Origin of the sequence: Treponema sp. OMZ 799 (genome assembly GCF_024181365.1) — a bacterium.
Lineage (GTDB): Bacteria > Spirochaetota > Spirochaetia > Treponematales > Treponemataceae > Treponema_B.
In genome coordinates, this window is the sequence record NZ_CP051301.1 from 2183026 (window position 1) to 2206444 (window position 23419).

Genomic DNA, 23419 nt, shown 5'->3' on the forward strand with positions numbered 1-23419 from the left:
TTTATGGAGGAAAAGATGAAGTTTGACGATTTTTTAGATCTTATGAAAAAGAGGCAAAGCTGCAGAAGCTTTGATTATTCCAAACCTGTCTCAAAGGAAGACTTGGTTTCTATTTTAGAAGCCGGCCGGCTTTCGCCATCGGCCTGTAATTCCCAGCCCTACGAGGTCTTTGTTGCCCAAGGCGAAAACTCAAAAATAATAGCAGAGGCTAAGATGGTTTCATTTAACAAGTTTATTGACGAGTGCAATACTTTTTTGGTAATAGCCGAAGACAATTACAGCCTTCCTGCAAAGATAGGTTCAATGATAAAGAAGGTTGACTTTAAGGCAATAGATATAGGCATCTTAACGGCCAACCTTGTAAATGCAGCCTCAGCCTTAAATTTGGAAACCTGCATCCTCGGCGTCTTTGACGAAAAACGCATCCAAAAACTCATAGACCGAAGAAAAAGAATCCGCCTTGTCATTGCCCTGGGCTATCCCAAAGAAGGATACCCTTTAAGGGAAAAAACAAGAAAAGACTTTGACGATAACATGCACTTTTTAGGCTAGGGCTGATCGGTAGTAAGATTACCGTCAGAACCTACATACCATAATGTAATTCCATTACTCTTTACTTTAAACTTTTTGTAGTTTTTATCAATGGATATATCGCCTTTAAGAACCTTTATGGTATTGCCGGACGGATAGCTTTGAGGATTTATCAAGGCCGCAGTTCCTCCGGCAGGAGTAAGTTCACCCGAAATATTTATAGTCTTATTTGTAGGAAGATATACATCATTGTTTTCATCGACTTTTGCACTGCCCTTCATTGTAAATAAGCCGTTTGCTACATAAACACCCTTACCTACACCGCTAGATTGAGTATTTCCGGTGATAAGGCCTCCATCCATAATAAAGGTTCCGGCGGCTATAAACACTCCGGCTCCCGGACGTGAATAATAGGTTTTATTCTCCTTTATAACGCAGTCAATCATATTAACTGTGCCTTGTGTATAAATTGCACCGCCATCAGTAGTAGATGCGGCACCTTTAAGTGTGAGCCCTTTAAGGGTGAACTCTACTCCGGCGAATACCTTAAATATTTGATGTTCATTTGTATTATACGCTGAACCTGTTCCATAGTTTGCGTTTAAAATATCATTTCCTGAACCTGAAACACCTATGATGGTAAGGACTTTGGTATCTAAAGCCGAAAATCCAGGATCTTTTTTTATCTCAATAAATCCATGATTATCACCGGCATTGGTTGCCTTTATTTCCCCGTCTATATAAATAAAGGCATCATTATGAGCATCAGTTACTGCCTGTTTAAGAATCTTCCATGAATCCGATGACTTAACCAATTGAGCTAAGTTACCCCTGTCATCGACCTTCCAATGTGTATGATTTGCTTTGTCAGATACCTTGAATTTATTGTGAGAAGCCTGAATAGCAGAGCCTTCAAGCACCTTAATAGCATTATTTTTGTTAGGATATTTTTCAGGAGTAATTTTTGCACCAAAGTCTGATATATCATTAGTATTAACCTGTATCGTTACATTCGCTTTTAGATAGACATCATTATCATCATCTATTTTTGCACCGGTTTTCATTTCAAAAGTACCGCCGGCAACATAGAAAGCCTGTCCTTCACCTGAAAGCCCTACAGTATTACCCTTTATATCAGCATTTTCTATTGTTACATTGCCGCCGGCAATATAAATACCGCCTCCTTTCTTTTTGTCAGAATCAGAACTATCTGCTTCACAGGCCGAAATAATAACCTTATCAGAGACCAGGCCCTCAATTTTAAGATTACCTTTGTCATTATAAATACCGCCCCCATTTTCGGCTTGATTTTTTTGTATCTTTACACCTTCTTTTATTGTGCATTCAGCTCCGGCAAAAATAAATATACCTCCACCAAACGAAGATGCAAAATTAAAAACATCACCGCCTATTATAGTTCCCTTATTTATACGACAACCGTCTGGTTGTGTAGAGCTTACATATATGCCGGCCCCATTAACAGCCGTATTAGAATGTATTTTTGTAGTCTGAGTTGAGGTATTACCTATTGTGCATTTTCCGTTTTCATCGACATAGATAGCTCCGCCCATATTTGCATTATTTGAAGTAAATTCACAGTTATCGATTATGGTATTTCCTTTTAAAATATTTACAGCCCCTCCCTTTCCGGCCGCATTTGATCCTGCTTCGTTACCTGTAAATTTACAGTTTTTAGCGGTAAAAGATCCTTCAGAATAAACGGCAGCTCCATGGGTTTTTTTTGAGACAGTGCCGCCGCCATTTTTTAGGGTAAGACCATCAAGAGTAAGATTTCCTGACGGCTCTATCTTAAATATCCTATGCCGAGGTTTTGCGATTTCATCTTTATTTGCATTGAGGACATCGATACCGGAACCTGTCAGGCCTTGTATTGTAAGAGTTCTTTTTACCGTAATTTCACCATAATTGCTATAAGAACTATCAGCCTTAATTTCGCCGTCGATTATGATAAGAATGGGACCGGCAGGATTTTCTACTGCCTCTTTTAGATCTTTCCACGTGTTCGTATTTAAATCTGTAGACGTAATTGTTAGAGTTCCGCCTTCAACAAGCTTAACATACCTTTCCTGGAAATTACCGGGTGTAAAGCCTTCACCTTCTGCTCTAAATGTGATCTTATATAAAACCTCGCCTGATTCGGGTTTGGGTAGACTTATATCTGTGCCGCTTTGAGAACCGCTATTTATATCTGCATAGGGTATGTATGTGCTTCCATTATATTTTTCTATTTTTCCTTTGATGACTGCACCGGTAGTCGTAGTTTCAGCCTTTAATTGTATAGTACCACCGATAATGTTTTTATAAGCAATTGTGTAAGGTAAACTATGAGTAGCTGTTGACGTAATTTCTGTCTGAGTTGTGCCTGTCATATCGTAAAGTTTTGCTGTATCCGGTATGTTGGATGGAGTTGATACAGTCTTTTTAGAAGAAGGAAGACCCTTTTCATCGCAGATGTATAAATTATAAGTTTTCTGCCTGCTGCCCACTACAATATCGGTCTTAAAATAAAGAACTCCTTTTTCTTGAGGAACAGGATCCGAGTCGGAAGAAATCGGCACAACTGCTGTCTTAGAAATAAAATTAGAATTAGTTGTATCAAAGCCGTCACCGGCAGAGTTTAGTTTTATAGCGTATTCGGTATTGTTTATGTTTATCTTTTTAATATCTTTATGAAGTAAATCGCTGCTGCCTATCTTTTCTTTTAATTTATTGGGATCGAAACCGATACAGAGCACATATTTCTCCGGTGAGGCGGCAGTTTTACAGACAGTGATGTTCGTTATATCGGGAGGAGGAGTATTAGAACGCAATTTAAAAGTATGACTGCCGAATTCTCTGCCTTCTTTATTATAAAAAGTTATCGTAGGACTCAAATTTTGTAAACCCCACTCGTATTTTTTTAAAAATTCATCCTTATATGTTAGTTCAAGCGCAACAGAATTTATTTGCTTAAGCTCATAGTCGGTCCCGTGTACAGGAATACCGCCTCCGGTACCTTCAACCTCGCTTTCAAACATAATTATATCGGTATAAGTACCTGTTCCTTCAGGCATTTTTAGACTGTAATTTTGAGGGTTTATAAGTTTTAAGCTTATCTTCTTATCCAAATCCGAAGGTATACATGAATAAGACTCTTTATCCATTAAGGAATTGGGAATTACGGTTTCCTTTACTATTACTGTAGATGCCCAATAGTCAAAAGTTTCAGAAATATCGGTAAGAAATTGTTTACAAGTCGTGAATGTTAAGACAAAGATTATAAATACAAAACCATAAAAAAATTTTCGCAAATCGTCCCCCGATGAAATTCTTTAATAAGTACAAAGAGCTTATAATATAGTAAAGATTTTCTAGTTTGTCAATCGGAAAACTAGCCAATTAAAATTTATCGTTTTCTAAGATGACCGTCATCACTAATAAACCATGCTTGATTATCTTGAGACGGGGCTACCCTTATGTTTGCTACCGCATCGGCCAAGGAGATGCCTGTATTGGGATCTACAAAAACGACTTGTTTACCTTCGACAGTATAATAATCGCTACCGAAGTCGAGATGCAGAGCGTATGCTTTATTATCGCAAACTTTGATGCAGCCTTTGTAATTATCTTCTCCTGCAGGGAAGATAAGCTTAATTTTTCCCGGAATGGCTATGGCCCCCCTTAAATTGAGGTAAGATGCAGGAACTTGCAGGCCTGAGATTGCCCCTCCTACAAGACTTATTACCGGATTATCACTATCTCCTTGGATAATCACATCCTCAAGACTTATATCCCCCGAATCGGATGATACAAGCTTTTTAACCCCGTTTACCCTTACATTTTTTAGTTTAAAACTTCCTTCAGTATCTGCAATCAGGACATAGGTATCATCTTTGCCGTTTTTTATCTCAAGATTTTCAAGAGTAACCAATCCGTCAGATGACAGGACACGGAACATAGTGCCGGTTTTATTGACATTTAATACTGCATCACCCATACCCCTTATGGTACAGGATTTACTTATAATTATTGCATTATTTGAATTCGGCATATATTCCCCTGAAAGATAAAGTATCTGTCCATTTTGCACACTATCCAAGGCAGTTACCAAGGTATTCCAATTATCTGTAGAGCTGCCTCCCGTTAAAAGTTTTTGAAGAAAGCCCCGATCATCGATTATCCATTTTTGCGATCCGCCGCTTGTAGTTTGAGGGCTTACGGTAAATTTGGACACTTGAGAAGCAAGGTTTACACTTGCAACGGATCCAAGCACCTTACGCGGAGAACCGCCAATAGTATAGTCTTTGGGCGTTATGCGGGCAACGTTTTCAGTTGTCAGAGGGCTTGCAATGCTTATAAATTTTTCGGACTTTTCAATGTAGATATCGTTTTTACCCTCTCCGGTGCTTGGCAGCTCAACAGAACCGCTCAATGTAAGAGTACCATCTTCGTAATAAACGGCACCGCCTTTATGACTTCCCTCTACCTCATTGTTTTCGAACTTGCAGTCTTTTATGTGAAGATTGCCCGATTTATGTAAAACGGCCCCTCCATCGGCATTTGATTTTTTACCGTTTTTAAGAGTAAGGCCTTCAAGACGAACATTTTTACCGTTTGCATTTATATTAAAAATGCGGTGAGGATTAGAGCCCAAAGCGCTTGAATTTGCATTTATAGAGTCAACATCCTTTCCGGTTTTACCCCTTATGGTAATATCTTTATTTATCTCAATCTCCCCGTGATTACCGACTCCGCCTGAAGAATTTGGTGCCTTAATTTCGCCTCTTACTATAAGGGTTCCGCCGGCTTCAGTTTTTTCTTCGACGGCTTTTTTTAAGATTCCCCAGACAGGTACATCAGGGGCAGTATCACCGTTTACCCCTCTTATTACCTTATAGTATTTGACAAAGGATTCACTGTCATCAAACCCTGATAAAAATGCGTATGATTCAAGTCTGTAAACAACTTCCTCTGATTTTGCCGATAATTCAACAAAAGTTTCGTTTCCTCCCGATGCGGTAGAATCAGAAAACAATTGAAATCCGGATTCGGTTTTTCTGTAAACATAAGTCTTGATTTGAAGCCCTGCCGCAACAATAAAGTCATGTATATTAACCTTTATTTTAAGCTGTATATCGTTTCCGTATGCGCTGTATATGGGGATAGCATTTTCTTCACTTGAACCGTCAGGCTGTTCGTCATGAGTTCCGTTCAGCAAAGCAGTGCTGTCGGCCGGTTGACCTACAGGAGTGTACACACCGGACTCAAACACATTGTTCATATGATTGGAAAAGCTAATCTTAGGATCCGGAAGTTTAAATTTGTTTGTGGTTTTTGTGCCGGGCAGAGAAAAAAGGCCTTTTTCATCCTTAAGCCATACATTATAGGTTGTCTGAGGGCTATTTGTAGATACCTCCACATCGGTTTTTAAGCAAATTACCCAAGGACCTGCAGGTAGAGGGTCGGGAGACATTCCCGCGGGAACCTGGTCATTTTTTAAGCTATTTGTTTTGCCTAAGGATATTAAAACTTCCGAAGCTTCCGAAATATCAAAGCCGGTATTAGAGCTATTAAATTTAAGAGGATAAGTAGCAGTCTGCTCATTCTCTTTTTTTATGTATATTTCCGAAAGATCTTTATGGAGCAGCTCAGTATTATTGTTTATCTTTTTATCGATACCCTCAGGTTTAAAACACAAAACATAGTAGTCCTTTCCGCTATCAGAATACTTAAGCAGGGCTATGCCTTTCGGTTCAGGAAGTATGCTGTTTGCCCTCAGTTTAGAACTGCGAGAGCCGAATTTTCTTCCTTCTCTATTGTAAAGCGTTATTGAGGCACTTAAATTTTGACTGCTCCATTCAGATTTTTCCAAAAAAGCCTTTTTATATATGAGCCGGACTTCGTTAGTTTGTGTTTGCTTAAACTCGTAATCAATACCGTGTACCGGAACAGCTCCGCTGCTTCCTTGAACACCGTCTTCAAAGACAACTATGTCTGAAGGAGCTCCCAAATCTGCCGGGGTTTTAAAGGTGTAATTTTGAGGATTCACTAGTTTTAAAGTTATGGCTGCATCATCATTGCTTGCCACACAGGGATAACCGTCTATATCATTGGATGATGAGGGCAATACGATATCAATAATATGAGCACTTGAAGACCAATACTCAAGGTCTTTTTCGATATCGGCTACAAACTGCTTACAGCCTGCAAAAAGGATAAATGAAATTCCTGTAATTAAAAATAATTTTTTACGCATTTTTATCCCCATTCAAAATATTAATTTTCAAGGGTAATTTTTTAATTTAACCGCAACGAACGCAAAGGCCGCAAAGATTTTTTTAAACTTTACTTTTAAATTCATTGCAGTTTAATGCCTCTGCCTTTATTATAATCCGTTTTGTCCTATTTTGTAAAGGGGAAGCACGCTATACTTACTGCCGATAAGCGAAAAAGGGGCCAAAAATATTTTTCAATTTATTTACTATATATTGCAAACAATCCCTACAATAATTATGAAAGGGGAATTTTTTCTTCTTTTAAAAAATTATTAGAGGGATTAAATATGGAAAAAATCTTTAAAATTACGCTCCGCAACGACTACGCATTTAAGCGTATATTCGGCACTGAGGAAAACAAAGATGTCTTGCAGGACTTACTGGAATGTATTTTAGATATTCCAACTGAAAATATCGCGGGCTTGGAACTTATGGATAAGGAGTTTCATAAGGATTCAATAAGCGATAAAAGCGGTGTCTTAGACGTAAAACTACGCCTAAAAAACAACACAATTATCGACATCGAAATTCAAAACAGGTGGAACAGTGAATTTGTCCGGCGTACTATATTTTATTGGGCTAAAATGTACACGGAAAACTTAAAAACAGGTGAAGTGTATACAAAACTGCCTAAATGTATTACAATAAACATAGTGGGTGAAGGCTTTGATTTAAACAATCTTATTCACAGCGAGTATAATGTAGTTGAAAAACACTTAAACGATAAGCTTTCCGATGAGCTTGAAATCCACTTTTTAAACCTTGCCAAGATTAAAGAACAGGATAAAAATATTGAGCAGGATGAAAAGAAAAAGAAACTTTATAATTGGCTGAAATTTATTGAAACCGATGACTCGGAGGTGAGAAAGATGTTGGCACAAGAATCGCCTGTGATGGCAAAAGCAAATAAAACGATAGAAGTCATGATGCAAGACCCAAAAGAAAAATGGCTTTATGAAAACCGAATGAAATACGAACATGACAAAGCTTCGTGGAAGTATGTAGGCTATCAAGAGGGTATAGAAGCAGGAATACAACAAGGTCTTGATAAAGGAGCTTACGAAGCCAAACTTGAAACTGCCAAGCTGATGAAGTTGAAAAATTTGGATTTAAGTTTAATAAAAGAAATATCGGGCCTTTCAATTGAAGAAATCGAAAAACTATAGCAAGGCGGCGAAGCGCTAAGGCCTTATAGGTGTGAACCGTCCACCATTATAGGGGTGAACCATCCACCATTATAGGGGTGAACCGTCCACCATTATAAGGGTGGACGGTCTTACCCTATGGGGTAAGACCTGCTTACCTTATGCACACCCTGATCCCGAGCGATGCGAGGCCCTCGTTCCGAGCGGAGGGAGCCTCTCGCATAGAGGCATGCGAGGCCCTCGTTCCGAACGATACGAGGGGCTCGAATAAGGCGATGCGGGCCGCCTGCAATTAAAAGCCGCTAAACTTATTTGCCGTTGTTCCCATCGTAGTTGCATTGCTCCGGTAAGTGCCAAGCTGCCCTGAAGGAACCTTTATGCCGCCTTCTTCCAAAGCGCTACAGCCGGAAAAGGCATTATTAAACGCCGGGGAACCGTTAATGTTGTACGAATTGTAATCACAATAAAGCTTAACGCTTCTCATACTTGAGCAGTTTTCAAAACACTTCTGCATATTCGTAACGCTTTCAGGAATATCGGGACCTATGGCTAAAGCCGTACAGCCGTAAAAACAGTAACTCATATTCTTAACGCTTGCAGGGATAACGGGAGCTTGGGCTAAACTTGTACAATCGGAAAAACAAGCCTCCATACTCGTAACTTTTTTTGCCTGGATAATGGGAGCTTGGATTAAACTTGTGCAGCCTCTAAAACAGTTACTCATATTCGTAACACTTACAGGAATATTGGGAGCTTGGGTTAAACTTGTACAGTCTAAAAAACAGCTGGTCATATTCTTAACGCTTAGAGGGAGAACGGGGACTTTGGTTAAATTGGAACAGCCTCTAAAACAGCTGCCCATATTCTCAACGCCTTTAGGGATACCGGAGACTTCGATTAAACTTGTGCAGCCGTAAAAACAGAAACTCATATCGGTAAGATCCTCTACCCTTTCGGGCAGTATCAATGAAACCTGTTTGTCAGAGTTGTCATTTAAGACCACTCCCAAGTCGCTCGGACTACCCGGAGTAGGTGTGGAGGTTCCTTTTAAGTTTTCATTTGTTAGTCCTGTTACTTTTATAAGGTTTACCTCAGCAGCGGAAGCGTGAGGAGAACCAAGATAGGTACCCAATTTGTCAAAGGGAATTACTGCGGCATCTTTTGTCAATTTACCGGTATTTTTTATTTTCCATTTTTGTATACCGATGTTGAGTATGGGCTCATCTGTTACGGTGAATTTCTCATATCCTGACGCTAACCCCGATCCGGCCAAAACCTGTGTGACAGTGTTATAAGGCTGCGGCGTTATTCGGGCAACTATGCCGCTTTGAGAAAGCGAGCTGTCCATACTGATTTTTGTATTGTTGATAAGATAGACATCGTTTTCCCCCGGTGTGTTTGCAAGAGCACCTGTAGACGGGGTAATCATTGCGTCATCATACATACTAAAATTTCCGTTTACGATATACACGGCCCCTCCGTTTACGGCATTGCAATCTTTTATTGAGGAGTTTCCTTTCATAGTGAAATTACCGCTGCTTGAAATACCGCCTCCATTTCCGGGTACGGCCTTACAGTCTTTAATAATTACATTGTTAATAATGAGAGTTCCTCCATTATTTATACGCACTGCACCTCCGCTTTCTCCCGAGTCAAGCTTTCCGTTTTGAAGTGTAAGATTATTTAGTATCAGCGTGTTAGCGTTTTGTACCAAAAAAATGCGGTTTTGCTCGTTGGCATCGATTGTTCCGCCTCCCTTTATGGTTACAGTTTCGTTTGAATTTCTATTTACTTCAATTTCTCCTCTGTTATTACCGCTTGCAGCAGCCGTTATTGTGGTAGTAACTTTTATTGTGTCTATCTCGGTGTTCTTTACGGCCTCTTTTAGTTCTTTCCATGTTTTAACCGTAATTGTCCTGCCGCGCACCTTATAATAAATCGTTTTTGTAGTTTGAGGCAGTCCTGCGGCAGTTGCCCTTATTACGGCCTTGTAGGTCTCTTCATATGAATCCGTAGGAACAGGAAGGTTGACGGTTATAGGGTTACTAACGGTACTAGAAAATACGGTTTCGTCGGAACCTACTTTTTTGACTTCACATCTTAGCGAGGCTGTTGTTGTACTTGTCGACATTGTAAGTTGTACATTATTTTGACCGCTTTTGGCCGTTATCAAATATGCAGCATTAGAAGTATTTTCGTCACTTAAATCAGGAACACTAGTGGTTCCTGTGGTTGGAACAAGAGTTACCGTAACGGGGGCTATGGTGTTTCCGGGGGTGGATAGTGTAACCTCTCCCGAATAAAGGCCTTTTTTGTCTTTTATCCTAACTTTATAATCGGTTTTTCCTGCCTTTATAGGTGTATCGGTTTTTAGGTACAAGAACCAAGAACCATGAGAAGGATAATCCGGCAGACTTACGCCTTCGACATCGCCAGATGTCAATGCGGTAATACCATCACGCTTGATAAGGCAAAAAGGCTGTGCATCCTGAGATTCAGGAGGATTAAAACCCGTAGTTCCGTTTAGCGTAATTGGGTGTTCAAAGGACGCTCCGTGTCCTTTTTGTATCCATACCTTGTCAACATCGCTATGCAGGCGGTCCGTACCCTCTATTGGATACCCCGGCATATTTGGTACTTCAAATACAAGAACATAAACATTGTCTTTTTTAACGCAGCCTTTATAGTCAGCCTTGAGCGGCGGGGTGTTTACTCTCAGCTTAAAGGAGTGAGTGCCGAAATTTCTTCCGTCTGTACTGTAAAGTTTAATGGAAGGGTTTAAGTCTGCTTTACCGTGTTCATTTTTCTTTAAAAAAGCATCTTTTAAAGTAAGTTTAAGCTCGCCATGTCCGTTTGGACTAAGGGTGTAATCTGTGCCGTGCACGGGGGGGGGGGGGTACCCGGGCCTGAGCCTATTGCTCCGCTTGCAAAAACCGCAATATCCGATGGAGCACCGGGATCTCCGGGAAATTGTAACCTATAATTTTTCGGGTTTATAATCTTGATTAATATTTCTTTATCCCCATCGCTTTTAATACAAGGATAGCCATCAGCGTCCGTACCGGCTGAAGGAATCACGGTATCCGTAACGATGACCGTTGATGCCCAATATTCAAAGTTTTTTTCGATATCGGCTAAAAACTGTTTACACCCTGCCAAAATAACAAGTGAAATTACTGCAATTAATAATAACTTTTTACGCATCTTTTTCCCTCCATTCGCACTTCGTCCTTCACCATTCGCATTTCTTTAAAATTCCCATCCGACAGACAGCGACGGCTGTACTATGTATTTGGGAAAGGCTTTCCTAAACGGAATTATATGATCGACATTTAATTCTATATATAATTTTTTATAAACATAAACCTGCAAGGCTGTACCGAAATTCATTGTCGGACCCCAGTACCAATATGAAGGACTTTTAAACTCGGAAAAAACAAATTGTGAATTTACCATAAATGCAGAGCCGAACCCTATATGGGCGTCAAAGTTAAGTACACGCCTTATAATAGGTTTTACATATACGGCCTGTATAGCGGTTAAAAGCAAGCCGGCCGACAATTTATAATTCGGGTTTTTATTTCTCAAATACATCCCCGATCCGGTCAGATTAAAGCCGAAATTTCCGTAAGAACGTTTTATAGGCACAAGACTGACTCTTAAAATACCGCTTAAAGCGGCAAAATCTTTTCCAAAGTATTTTTTAAAGACCCGATTGCCCGCAAAGCCGTTAAAGGCATAACCTCCTGACAGAAAAATATCTATAGGTTTTTGGAATCTAAAAACAATCGTCTGTTTTGAATCTTGTAATCCGCTGGGGTCTGTAACTACAAATTTATATTCCCCCGGATTGACTCTCAACATATTAAAACTTATTTTTGCCTTAGTTCCGTCGGGACTTATCTCCACAATCTTACCTAAAATCGGCGTTCCGCCTTCTTTTTGAAGGGCAAAGGTTGTCTCTTCCCTAAAATGCTTACCTGAAAGGTTTACAATATTGCTGTAATCCTCATCAAAATATATTGCATCAGGCGAAACGGATGAAGTCTCAGGCTGAAAAGCCAAAAGGATGTCGAAATAGCGGTCTGCACTTACGGTATCAACCTGACCGAGAAGGTTTATAACCTTGACCCTGTATCGGTAATTTCCGTGAGACAAAGAAACTTCAAGAGAATTTTTCTTTAACTTTTTTTTATCTACAATAACCCAGTTGCCGTTTTTTTGTTTTTTTTCAAGTTCAAATTCAAAATGCAAAATTCCCTCTACATTTTCCCAAGAAAGGGTTTGATAAAAAACGGCTTTTTTTCCTTCGGTGCCGATAATATAATTTTTCTTTACTTCATCGTTGCCTAAAGTATTTTGGTTTTTATCTCCGGCATTTTGAGCAAAAAAACTCAAAGGCAACAAAAGCAAAAAACATAAAACCAATAATTTTTTCTTAAATATTCTTTTATCTTCCATAAAGAACTCCCGTTTCATCCGTTTCTAGATTATCCTTTTTTGGTAAATCGATGTCAAAACGCTTTTTTGAAGGATTTCCGGTTTGAAAAACCAATCCGCTTTCTAAACGGCGTTCTGCAACAACTTCTATAAAGAAAGCTCCACGCGATAATCGTTTTAAATCCTTAAATTCATAAACAAGATCTCCCACTCCCGGTTTTGCCTTAATTTCAGTACTTGCAATTACTTTCTTTTTTTCGTTGTATATTTTCATAACATAATGAGTCGCCTTATCAACCGGCTTCCACTTAAAGACTATACTCCGATTTGAAGAAAAGAATGAAATACCTAAAACTTCTTTTTCTCTCGGGAATACGAACTGTGTTTTTGGAAGAGGCGGAATGGGTAAAACCGTAAATGCGGAATATTGTTCCGATGAAATATCGAAACCGTCTTCAGTTTCGGCTTTCACTTTCCAGCGGTATTTTCCGGCCGCTAAAGGAGGAAGCTGAACCTTATACCCTGCATCTTTTAACGTAAACACCGGAGTCCGCACACCGATTTTTTCCAAAATAAATTCGACTCCTACAGGCGGATGAGCCGATGACCATTCGGCCTGAGAAGGATTAAGAGCCGCCTCTATACCGTCAATCTTATCACCCGGTGCAGGTTTTATAAGTACCACAGGCTGCAGATGCTTTGCCGTAAAGGTATGGGCTTGCGAAAGACCGAACATTCGGCTCGAATTTAAGCCGGCATTTGCAAAAGCCTGTATATTCAATATATAGTCCCCGTCTTCAAATTTGTTCATATCGATTTCAATCTCGGTATTTAAAGCAAAAAGGTCTTCATATAAGGGAACGGAATCCGAAGTCCTGTCTGTAAGTTTTACCTGATAATAATCGGCACCTTCAACCGGCTTCCAGCCGAATTTACTTTTATGTTTTGGAACGATTACAATATTTTTCTTTGCATCGCTTAAATCAGGCTTATCGAGAAGAGGTATTACGTTTAGTTTTTTTACCTCGGATATATATTGCTTTCCGTCCAATTCGCTATAAACGCGCCAATACCATTCGCCTTCAGGCAAGCTGACTCCGTCAGTTCCTAAACCCTTAACCGTTTTATTGACCGTAAGTTTTTTAAAATCCTTGGTATTTGAAACCTGAAAAATCTGCTCCGAATCAAAATTAGTCTTCCATGTAAAGAAGGTATCTCCTGTTAAGGCATCAAGTAAATTATAATCATTAGGAGGAAAAACGGAGCGTAAAATAATCTCCGAATCCATGGTTTTAAAAGACGCAACATCGCTTATACCTATCTCATTGTCCTTTGCATCAAGGGAGGCAACCGTCATATAGTAATCGCCGTTAGGCAAGAATTTTGAAGCTTCTTTTAACTCTATATAGCTTGTTATAACGATGTTGTCTATAAGAATATCGGTCATAGCCTTATCACGGGCTATCTTTACCCTGTATTTTGCAGCATCCAAATTAGGTTTCCAAGAAAAGGTAAGACCCTTTCCTTTCGAGGTATCCATAATACTTTTCATGTGAAGAAGCTCCGGCTTTTCGCCCTCTTCGGTTTTTTTGATATAAAAAACCGAAACTGCAGAAGCTTGGGCCGTAAATGAAGAATCGAACCCGTATTTCGGAACTACGCGCCAATACCATGTTCCCTCCGTCAGCTCTGACAAGGTAAAAGATTCGGAGCCGGAATTTTTACTTATTACCGGATTTTTCATTTCCTTATTGTCTGCAATTTCGACAGTGTAGAATGAAGAAAGTTCATTTCCTTCCCACAAAAATCTGATATGGGGAGGATTAGCATTATAAGCAAAGGTCTTTTCCGATTCGGGCAAAAGGGCTGCAGGAGCCGGAGCCTTGATGACCGTAAGTTTTCCCGATAAGGTCTCTTCACTTTCAACGCCCTCCTTGGCCGAGTATAAGCGCCAATAAAGAGCGCCGGAATCATGCTTAAGCGTAAATTCCTTTAAGCCGCTTACATCATATTTTTTTGTATCTATGCTGAAATTGCTTAAAGGCGAGGTTTCAAGAAAAATTTCTTCATCATTGGAAAAGGAAGATTGCCACTTAAATTTAATTTCAAGTCCAAAATTATCCCGCGACTGATTTAAAAGTCTCGTACTTTTACCCGGACTTATCATAACCAGTTTTGCCTTTTTTCCCTGCTGTAAGACAGAGCCGGCTTCTAAAATTTCTTTTTCTCCGGTTTTATCTCCCGTAAAAGAAACGGAGCCTTCTTCTACAGCCAACCGAAGGCTTTCTTCACCTGCCTTTTGAACATGTAAGACTGAACCTTTTTCGATACTGATATCTGCATTATCCGACTTTAAGCGTAGATTATTGTTAGCGGTTTTTGCCGATACCGAACCCGAATTTAGGTTAAGCTCGGATTCTTTGTTTTTTTTACCGAAAATCTGAACCATAGTATTCGAGTCTACTTCAACTACGTTGCTTGCTTCTTCATCCCCCAAAAAATGAATGGTTGCAGAGGCCTCATTAGCCGTTCTTATAGTATCCCCGTCATAAAGATAAGAATTTTGAACGGGACGGTCCCATACTGCCCTGTCTTTGAATTTACGCTGAACGGTTTTGTATTTATAATTAACTATAGCTATCGGTGTATCAAAACGTTCAAAGGTTCTGTTCAGCTCCCTTACAAACAAAAACAAATCAAAAAATATAACCAGCAGGGATACTGCAACCACAGCGAGGTCTAAGAGCTTACTGTTTGTTTTGGGCTTGAATGTTGTATTTCTTTTCGTCTTCATTTAAATCCACCTTATTCAAATCCGGAGTAGGAATTCCCAGTTTTTCTCTAATTTGAGCCAAGCTCTTAGGTCCTTTCTCTCCTGCACCGGGAATACCTGTTTCTTCAGGCATATTTATAACCGCAAACATTCTTAAAGGAGCCGATTTTCCTTTAACCGTAACGGACGGCATTTCTTCAACAAAGACCTTATCTTTTACAAGGTTATAAGTATTTTCGGTAATAAGAATATCCGTACCCAAGGGTTTGTTTAAGGCTTCGGTTCTGGATGCAAGGTTCACGGCATCTCCTATTACCGTGTACTCCATTCTCTTTTTTGAACCTATCTGACCGGCAACAACGGGTCCTGAGTTAATACCGCATCCTATACGGATAATAGGCTTTTTGTCTCCGCCTCTTCCCCTATTAAAGATAATCAGGGCAGCCCTCATCCTTAAAGCAGCCCTTATACAGTTCAAGGCATCTTCTTTCGGACTTCCTGCACTTGTGGGAGCACCCCAAACTGCCATAACCGCATCTCCTATAAATTTGTCTACAACTCCGTGGGTATCGTTTACACATTCTACCATCTGGGTCATATACTCATTTAAGAACTCTACAACCTCATTCGGTTCGAGTTTTTCGGAAATAGCCGTAAAGGAGCGAATGTCCGAGAAGAATATAGTCGTTTCCTTTGTTTCGCCGCCGAGTGCAAGCTCTCCTTTCATGGCAAGCTCTGCAATTTCCTTGTTTATAAAGCGGCCGAAAGAGTCCTTAAGCCTTTCTCTTTCAGCCAAACCCTTGCCCATCCTGACAAAGCTCTTTGTTAAAAGACCTATTTCATCCTTTGTCTTAGCCTTTAGATCAAGCTCATAATTACCCTGCTCGATTTCGCCGGCTGCGGCAGCGAGCACCTTAACAGGCGAACTTATCGATTTTGAGAAAAACCAGATAAGAAGGATTGCAAGCGCTAAAACCGCAACACCCAAGGTAACGTTTTTAAAGGTTGATCTTAATACGGGCTCCAAAACCTTATCGGCCTCGGCCGTGGTAAGAACGGCAAGATCTGCTATCGAAAGTTTTTTATAAGCCCCGAACTGTTTTTTTCCTTCCTTGTCGGTAAAAAGGATCTGCCTGTTCATATCTCCTTTTTCACGCATCTCCAAAAAGAGTTTTGAGTCCCGCACATTAATTCCGTTTTTGGTAAGCTCAAAATCGGGGTGAATTAAAATATCGCCTAGGTTGTTTACAAGATAGGTTGTTTGGAGTTTTCCCGTACCTATGTGCTCGGATAAGGTTTCGGCAGAAAAGAAGACTATCAAGCTCTGGTCCAGGCCTTTCTCTTTGTACGGATAAAAAAGAACAAGTATGGGTTCTCCAAAAAAAGGAGAAGCGTTCACGACCTGACTTATTCCTTTTTCGGCTTGAACTGCCGTTTCCATTTCTGTTTCGATAAACTCGTCTATAACTGAAAACTCAAGCTCACGGGAAAGGAAAAAATTGGTACTAACAAGCTTCCGATAAATGCGCTTATCCATTCTAGCATCTGTAACAGCAATTGCCGCTACCTGAGGGTTTCTTTCAAAATAAAAGTTAGCTGTCTGTTTTGCTATGCCTGATCCGGTTTCAGTCGAGTTAAGGACATCCAAGAATAAAAAAGCATTTGCCTTTATTGAAGACAGCTCTTTTTCTGCGGCCGCTCCGGCTTGAAAATTAACGGTTCTATTACTCTCTTCAGACATGGTCTGAATATCCTCGCCTACAAACCAAGACACAAGTCCCGTTATAGTTCCCAGAGAAAATATAACCAAAATCGAAATAATGGTTATCAGCTTAGCACCAATCGAGAATTTTACCTTCTCATTTAAGCCTTCATTTTTTAACATAAATTTCTCCCAAAATTATCCTATCCATACATTTTATCACAAAAAAACAAAATCTGCAATTGTATACATAAAAAAATTATTGGTCTAAAGCAGATTTTAAAAATTCCGATAATTTATTTAGAAATAAAAGTTTTTATGGAGGAAATAGATGGTTTCAAACAGCTCGCCGCTTCAAGCTCTTTCTCAACTTGCAATGCCTAAGATTTCGGCAGGCGGAAGAGCTTATGTGCCCGTCAAAGCAAGCCAAGTACTCTACTCTCATTTTAAATACGTTTCAGGTTTTGCGCAGGCCCAAGGCCAATCGGGCATGAGCATAGACAAGCTCAGAATCTTAAACTCCATAATCGACCAGCTTGTATCCATGAAAACCAACGAGGCTCAAAAAGCAAGGCTTACGGAATCGGCAGCCGCTCAGCCGGAGTCTGAAATGACCGAAAATCAAATAGACGGGCTTTTAGATTACTACCACAATCAAATCAAAAATACAATGATACAAACGGAAAACATAGGCTACGGAGGTACTCCTCTTCCGGCAGCCGTACTCGACTTGACAGCCTAAGTTTTTTTACGCATAATTGCGTAATGCAACACAAAAGAAGAATCGTTTTTTTTATTTCCTTATTTTTCATAGGTGAGCTCATACACTTAAATGCAGAAAATCTTTTTGTTCAAAAAACAAAATACTTCGATATTATTTACTCTTCAAGCTCCGAAAAAACGGCAGCCCTGATTTCGGAATATGCAGATAATTATGCCGAAGAAATTTCCCAAAAACTAAACCGCAAAATTCCAAAAAGAATGCCCATCTATATTGAGGGAGGAAAGGAGGCCTTAAACGGCTATTATACCTTTTTTCCGTATCGCAGGATTGTTCTTTTTGACACGCTCCCTGAAGAGGGTCTGCTAAGCAATTTAAGCGATATAATTTTAAAAGTTCTCTATCATGAATTAACCCATGCAATTTCGCTTACGTATTTTTTGCCCCTCCTTCCCATGTCCTTTACCGAGGGTGTTGCCGTTTCATATGAAAGTATGGATGAAGGTCAAGGAAGACTAAACGATCCTTTGATAATGCACCATCTAATGCAGGCGAGACTTGACAATGCAAGTCCTTCATGGAAAGAGGCAGCGGGAGCGAGGGATGTTTACCCCGGAGGACTTTGGCCTTATATTTACGGCGGAGCCTTTGCCCAATATCTTCAAAAAATTTACGGGATGGAAACCTATGTAAAATACTGGGCCAATCCTCTTTCTTCTTTTCCTAAAAACAAAACAAAAAAAATTTTTAATAAGGAGCTTGATACGCTTTGGAACAGTTTTTTGGAATCGATTCACTTTCCCGAAAAGGCCCTTAGTCCGCAAAATCCCATTAAGGAGAAATCGGGGTTCAGTCTTATTGCAAGCTCTAAAGACGGCTTTGCCTGTTTTGATTTTACAACAAAAAACGTAATATTTTTTGACGAATCGGGGAAAGAAGAAAAACTTTTTACGGCAGAACCAACTCTTTCTTTTTTAAGCTTTTCGCAAGACGGAAATTTTCTTTTGGTCAGTGATTTAGTGAACTCTCCTCTCGGCGAACACAATAGGGCAAGAATCTTTGACATAGATAAAAAAAAGTTTTCGGATAAGGAGCTTACGTCTTTAAGGTATGCATCCTTTTGCGGCGAAACGCTTTGCGGAATAGAAATAAAAAGTCAGTTTTCGGAGCTTGTTTTAATCGATAAAAAATCTTTCGAAAAAAAAGAAGCCCTATTAAAAGCCGGGCCGGGGCTTCCCTATTCGGCTCTTTACAATCCCGTATTTGCAGGTAAAAACAAAATCGCCCTCATTGCAGCCGACGGCATAAAGCGGGATATCTTGATAATAGACACGGTTTCAAAAAAAATACAAAGGCTGGAGCCCGAAACACCTCTTCCCGCAATAAGGTATTTGCAAAGCAATAATTCCGAAGAAGAACCTGTTTTAAGTTTTTCATGGGCCGATAAAAACAATCTTTACCGATCGGCTTTTGTTAATTTAAAAACAAACGAATTAAAAGTTTTAGAAAAAGATATTTCGGGAGGAACATTTTTTCCGATAGTAAAACAAAAAAATGGAACTAAAGAATATGAAATTATCTATGCCGGAGTTTTTACAAAATACAATTCGCTTTATAAAATAGATTCTTCTTTTTTTACGGAAAGAAAAGCATCTTTAAAAGCCTTTGATATTTCAGATCAAGAAACTAAAACCAAAATTCCCAATACGGATATTTTAACAAAGGATAAATATAATTATTTTTCATGGATACATAAACCCTTTCCTCTGCCCATCATTGATTTTTCGGGACTTTTAAGAGAGAGAAAAGACATACCGATAGGTATAAAATTATATTGGAATGATCCTACAAATCTTTTATATTTTGAAACCCTTTCTCTTTTTTATTTTAAGCCGTTTTTTTATGAAACATCTATTTTATTAAAGGCAGAAACAAGACCGGCCAATATTAAGATTAAATTTTATGATGAAAATAAATTTTTTAAATTTAGAAGAATAGGAAGCACTATAGAAAGCGAATTATTCTTACCCTTAAATTCTTTTTATCACAATGTATCGGGAAGAGCCGGGTTATCTATTGAAGGCTTTAGTTTTTTTAATTCTGCCGATAAAAAGGCAAAAACTCTCTACGAACAAAAATTGGGAAATCCGGTTTTATCGGAAGAACTATCCGCCGTTTATACCTATCAAAAATCGTCTCAAAGATTAAATACAAATTTTTTTACAAAAGATTTTATAATGGTTCAGGCAGCCGGCGGATTAAAACACGGCTTCCATTTTCCTTCAAAAACAAATGCATTTGCACTACAGACTTTCACAGCTTTTAGGCCGCCTCTTGTTCCGATCAAACTGAACTTGAGTTCGTATTTCGGATACAATGCCTTTGCCCTCCCGCACACCGGCGGCTACGGTTTTTTTAGAAGTACTGCCCTAATGGGTATGGCTTCCTATCTTCCGAATATGAGCGAATATGAGAACGTAAAAAAAATTATCCGCCCGGGAAAGATAAATTACGGATTCGGCTTTGAGGGAGAGGTAAATATTTTAAGTTATGATATTCAAACAGGAAGCTCATGGCTTCCCATATTTTTTAACAGGCTAAATATCACAACAGGATACAGAACCGTTTTTAATTTTTTGGACGGAGGAAAAAATAAGGCCGATATTTATCGGTCGATATACGGCAAGTTCTATATGATAATAAGCTCAGCCGCAAACATCGGTATAGAATATGCTCACCCATTAGAAAAAGTAAAGATAGGAAAATTTAAGGCTATTGTAGAGATAAGATTTTAAACCCTGTTCCAACCCCGTAACAGGGCATGGAGTTTATGCACGCCACTCGTCAAGCTGGGCTTGAATGAGGGCCTTACCCTCTTCAAGAATCTTAATCTGTTCTTCCTTTGTTTGAGGGGCATCATAAATTTTTAAAAGTTTAACCCGGTATGCGCCGCCTTTTAAGTTTTTCGCCATCCTCGTCAATGAAGAAATCTTCCAGCCTCCGTCAACGGCGCAAACAGCTACGGGCATGGGAGCTGCATTTAAAAGCCTGCGGAATCCTGCAGCATGGAAGGTTTTTAACTCTCCGTCTTTTGAGCGGGATCCTTCGGGAAAAATAACGGGAATCAGATTATTTTTTACAACATGGTCTGCAAATTTATCTACAGCCTGCATAGCCTGAGTCGGGCTTCCGGTTCTTTTTACCAAACAATGTTTTCCGCTTTTGAGCATGGGAGAAACCAAAGGTACATTGTGCCCCAGCTCTTCCTTTGCAACAAAGCGGAGCCGTGTACCGTTATAATAGTTCATGTGTACCACTATGTCTAAAAGACTTTGGTGATTGGATATAACCAGATATTGTTCAGGAAGACGGTTTGTAAGACTGTAATCTCCTTCAAATTTAAAACCTATATAGTGCTTAAAAACTGCAAAAAGTAAGCGCGGAGCAGGCCTTACAATTACTTCGCTGTTAACCCAATCACAGCCCCGTCTGTAAACGGAATGAAATACACCGATGAGTACAGCCCTCCAAGATAAGATAACCAAACAACATAAAATCGCAATAAGAGCACCCATTTCCTTCTCCTATAAAAACTTTTGATTAATTATACAAAAAATCTTCTATTTTGTTCAATACGGCCCTTGTTTCCGAAAAACATTGAATCGTAGGAGGAATGCTTTGAATAAATATTGAACCGTAGCGTTTTACCAAAATTCGTTTATCCAAGACGGTAACTATGCCTCTGTCGGTATTCGATCTCATAAGACGGCCGAAGCCCTGCCTAAATTGTACAACGGCTTCGGGAACGCTCAGCTGCATAAAAGAATTTCCGCCTGATTTTTCGATTAAGTCTGCACGGGCCTTAAATATGGGCTCCGTCGGAACTGCAAAGGGAAGTTTCACCAATATTACATGGGAAAGGGATTCTCCCGGAACATCCACTCCTGCCCAAAAGGAAGATGTTGCAAAAAGGCAGCTTGTAACATCGTCTTTAAATTCGTATAAGAGCTGCATCCTATCGGCCTCGCCCTGTTTTAAAATTTTTATTCCTTCTGCAATATGCTCTCTCACATACTCGCAAGTTTTTTGAAGAGAATCGTAAGAGGTAAACAAAATAAGGGTCTTGCCTTGGGTTATTTCCAATAAGGCGAGGACGGTCTCGTTTACCGCATCTTGAAAATTATTTTCATCCGGCATCGGGATGTCGGTCGGAATATTGAAGACAACATTTTTTTCATACGGAAAGGGAGAAGGGAAAAAGTCTTTGATGATTCTTTTTTCAGTAAAATTATAAAGACCGTTTCTGTTAAACCAAAAATTAAAATCGTCCCCAATTTTTAAGGTGGCGGAAACACAGATTACGGTTGCCATGGGCATAAAAACCGAACGCCGCATTATCGGAGCAAGGTTTAACGGAGTTTGAATAAAGCGGACGGCCTCCCCTTGCGAAGTTTTTATTTTTTCGAACCAAAAAACATCATTCGGGAATTCGCTCCTCGCTAAAAAGTTTTCCATTACGGAAGCCATTTTTTTTAAGCGGCGCAGGATTACAAGGCCGTCCCTTATACAGCCTTCTTCGTCTTCCTCCCCATCGGCTGCATTAATAAGGTTTTCAAGTTTTATATTAAGGTTGTTTATGTTTTTAAAAAAATTATCTACACAAGATAAGAGCTTTTCCGTTTCACCGCTTGAAGTTTGAGTGAGGCTCTTTGACTGATAGCTTTGAAGAATCTGCAAGGCTTGTTCTTCGAGAACATTAAAGGAAGCAGAGCAAACTTCAAGGAGGTTTATGATTTCGGTAAAGAGTTCAGCCTTTTTGGATATTGAAACTATGCCGCTTAAAATACCGGACTGCTTGCCGCGCCTAAAGCGGTAAAGTAAATTGATTTGCTTGTGCAAGGCAAAGCGGGAAATCTCGCTTGAAAAAAAACTTTGAGCGGCATCTTCGATTCCATGGGCTTCGTCTATTATTATGTTGTCGTAAGAAGGAAGAACTGCCGTCCCCTGATAGCCGAAGCCTTCGGCCCTCACTGAAAGGTCGGCAAACAAAATATGGTGATTTGCAACCAATATTGATGAGTTTTCGGCCTCGCGCTTTAGCTTCATCACAAAGCAGCCCGAAAAATAGGGGCACTTGTTCATCGGGCAATTATCGGGCTCGGAACAAACCGTAGACCAAACCTTTTCCGACGGCATAAAATCAAGATCGGAGCGGCTGCCGTCCTTTGTTTCCGTTGCCCATTCTTTTATCTTTTCGAGTTCTTCCTGCCCTTCAGTAAAAAAATCGTTTTCCCTCAATGCCTGACTCATCCGGCGCAGGCACAAAAAATTATGCCTCCCCTTTACAAGGGTCGCCTTCATATCCTGAAAACCTTTTCCCAAAATTTTCTTTGCAGTGAGGACATCCTTTTCGATGAGCTGCTGCTGCAAGTTTATGGTTCCCGTAGAAATTACAACGCGTTTTTTATTTTGTTTTGCCCACATCATTGCAGGCAAAAGATAGGCAAGGCTCTTTCCTACCCCCGTTCCTGCCTCAAAAACGCCTATAGCCTCTTCATTAAAGCAGCGGCAAATGGACTTTGTTAAGGCAAGTTGAGGTTGGCGGGCTTCATATTTTTCAAAAAAAGAAGCAAGGGGGCCGCCCTCATCCAAAAGAGAAGAAACCTTTTTAGGGTCGAGGGGCTTTATCTCATCAAAATAATCATCGTCAAAGTATTCCATTTATTTAAAAGACCTATCACTCAAGACGCCGATTTTATCATATTTTCCGGCCGATTTCAAGGCCGGATTTTACTATTTATTACAAACTATTTTGATAATAATTATGAAAGG

Annotated in this window: 13 protein-coding genes; 4 read left to right on the plus strand and 9 right to left on the minus strand. The window is 39.7% G+C overall.

What is annotated here, in order from left to right:
- Positions 1 to 15 precede the first annotated feature (15 nt).
- A complete protein-coding gene (locus E4O04_RS10175; RefSeq protein WP_253687494.1) occupies positions 16 to 552 on the plus strand; it encodes a nitroreductase family protein in 537 nt (178 codons plus the stop codon).
- Here E4O04_RS10175 and E4O04_RS10180 read toward each other — a convergent pair.
- Complete coding sequence (locus E4O04_RS10180; RefSeq protein ID WP_253707734.1) at positions 549 to 3842, minus strand: right-handed parallel beta-helix repeat-containing protein; 3294 nt, start codon at positions 3840 to 3842, stop codon at positions 549 to 551. The genes E4O04_RS10175 and E4O04_RS10180 overlap by 4 nt on opposite strands.
- Positions 3843 to 3937: 95 nt before the next feature.
- Positions 3938 to 6787 carry a right-handed parallel beta-helix repeat-containing protein gene (locus E4O04_RS10185; RefSeq protein ID WP_253707736.1) on the minus strand — a complete coding sequence of 950 codons (2850 nt, stop codon included), beginning with the start codon at positions 6785 to 6787 and terminating at the stop codon, positions 3938 to 3940.
- A gap of 306 nt (positions 6788 to 7093) precedes the next feature.
- Here E4O04_RS10185 and E4O04_RS10190 point away from each other — a divergent pair, with 306 nt between their 5' ends.
- Positions 7094 to 7972: an Rpn family recombination-promoting nuclease/putative transposase gene (locus tag E4O04_RS10190; protein WP_253678767.1), complete on the plus strand. Its 879-nt coding sequence runs from the start codon at positions 7094 to 7096 to the stop codon at positions 7970 to 7972.
- Between the two features lie 271 nt (positions 7973 to 8243).
- Here E4O04_RS10190 and E4O04_RS10195 read toward each other — a convergent pair whose 3' ends face one another.
- Genes E4O04_RS10195 through E4O04_RS10215 form a run of 5 tightly spaced genes read right to left on the minus strand, consistent with a single transcriptional unit; the run spans position 8244 to position 17049 of the window.
- Positions 8244 to 10835, minus strand: a complete 2592-nt coding sequence (locus tag E4O04_RS10195) for a leucine-rich repeat protein (RefSeq protein ID WP_253707738.1) — start codon at positions 10833 to 10835, stop codon at positions 8244 to 8246.
- Positions 10775 to 11155 (minus strand): hypothetical protein, encoded by a 381-nt coding sequence (locus tag E4O04_RS10200; RefSeq protein WP_253707740.1) that lies wholly within the window; start codon positions 11153 to 11155, stop codon positions 10775 to 10777. Before E4O04_RS10200 ends, E4O04_RS10195 begins: the two co-directional genes overlap by 61 nt.
- A 45-nt stretch (positions 11156 to 11200) precedes the next feature.
- Entirely contained in the window at positions 11201 to 12412 is a 1212-nt protein-coding gene (locus E4O04_RS10205) for a fibronectin type III domain-containing protein (RefSeq protein WP_253707742.1), read from the minus strand.
- Positions 12402 to 15185, minus strand: a complete 2784-nt coding sequence (locus E4O04_RS10210) for a FecR domain-containing protein (protein WP_253707744.1) — start codon at positions 15183 to 15185, stop codon at positions 12402 to 12404. The genes E4O04_RS10205 and E4O04_RS10210 overlap by 11 nt, the downstream gene beginning before the upstream one ends.
- Complete coding sequence (locus E4O04_RS10215) at positions 15139 to 17049, minus strand: adenylate/guanylate cyclase domain-containing protein (protein ID WP_253707746.1); 1911 nt, start codon at positions 17047 to 17049, stop codon at positions 15139 to 15141. Before E4O04_RS10215 ends, E4O04_RS10210 begins: the two co-directional genes overlap by 47 nt.
- A gap of 148 nt (positions 17050 to 17197) precedes the next feature.
- Between E4O04_RS10215 and E4O04_RS10220 the strand changes: the two genes are divergently transcribed.
- Together E4O04_RS10220 and E4O04_RS10225 are read left to right on the plus strand one after the other, a co-directional pair.
- On the plus strand, positions 17198 to 17608 hold the full coding sequence (locus E4O04_RS10220; protein ID WP_253707748.1) for a hypothetical protein: 411 nt from the start codon (positions 17198 to 17200) through the stop codon (positions 17606 to 17608).
- Positions 17609 to 17631: 23 nt separating this feature from the next.
- Entirely contained in the window at positions 17632 to 20382 is a 2751-nt protein-coding gene (locus tag E4O04_RS10225) for a hypothetical protein (RefSeq protein WP_253707750.1), read from the plus strand.
- A 33-nt stretch (positions 20383 to 20415) separates the two neighbouring features.
- On the opposite strand, the gene E4O04_RS10230 is transcribed toward E4O04_RS10225, so the two are convergent.
- Positions 20416 to 21162 carry a lysophospholipid acyltransferase family protein gene (locus E4O04_RS10230; protein WP_253687484.1) on the minus strand — a complete coding sequence of 249 codons (747 nt, stop codon included), beginning with the start codon at positions 21160 to 21162 and terminating at the stop codon, positions 20416 to 20418.
- Positions 21163 to 21187: 25 nt separating this feature from the next.
- Positions 21188 to 23308, minus strand: coding sequence for an ATP-dependent DNA helicase (locus tag E4O04_RS10235; RefSeq protein WP_253707752.1), 2121 nt, complete (start codon positions 23306 to 23308; stop codon positions 21188 to 21190).
- Between the last annotated feature and the right edge of the window lie 111 nt (positions 23309 to 23419).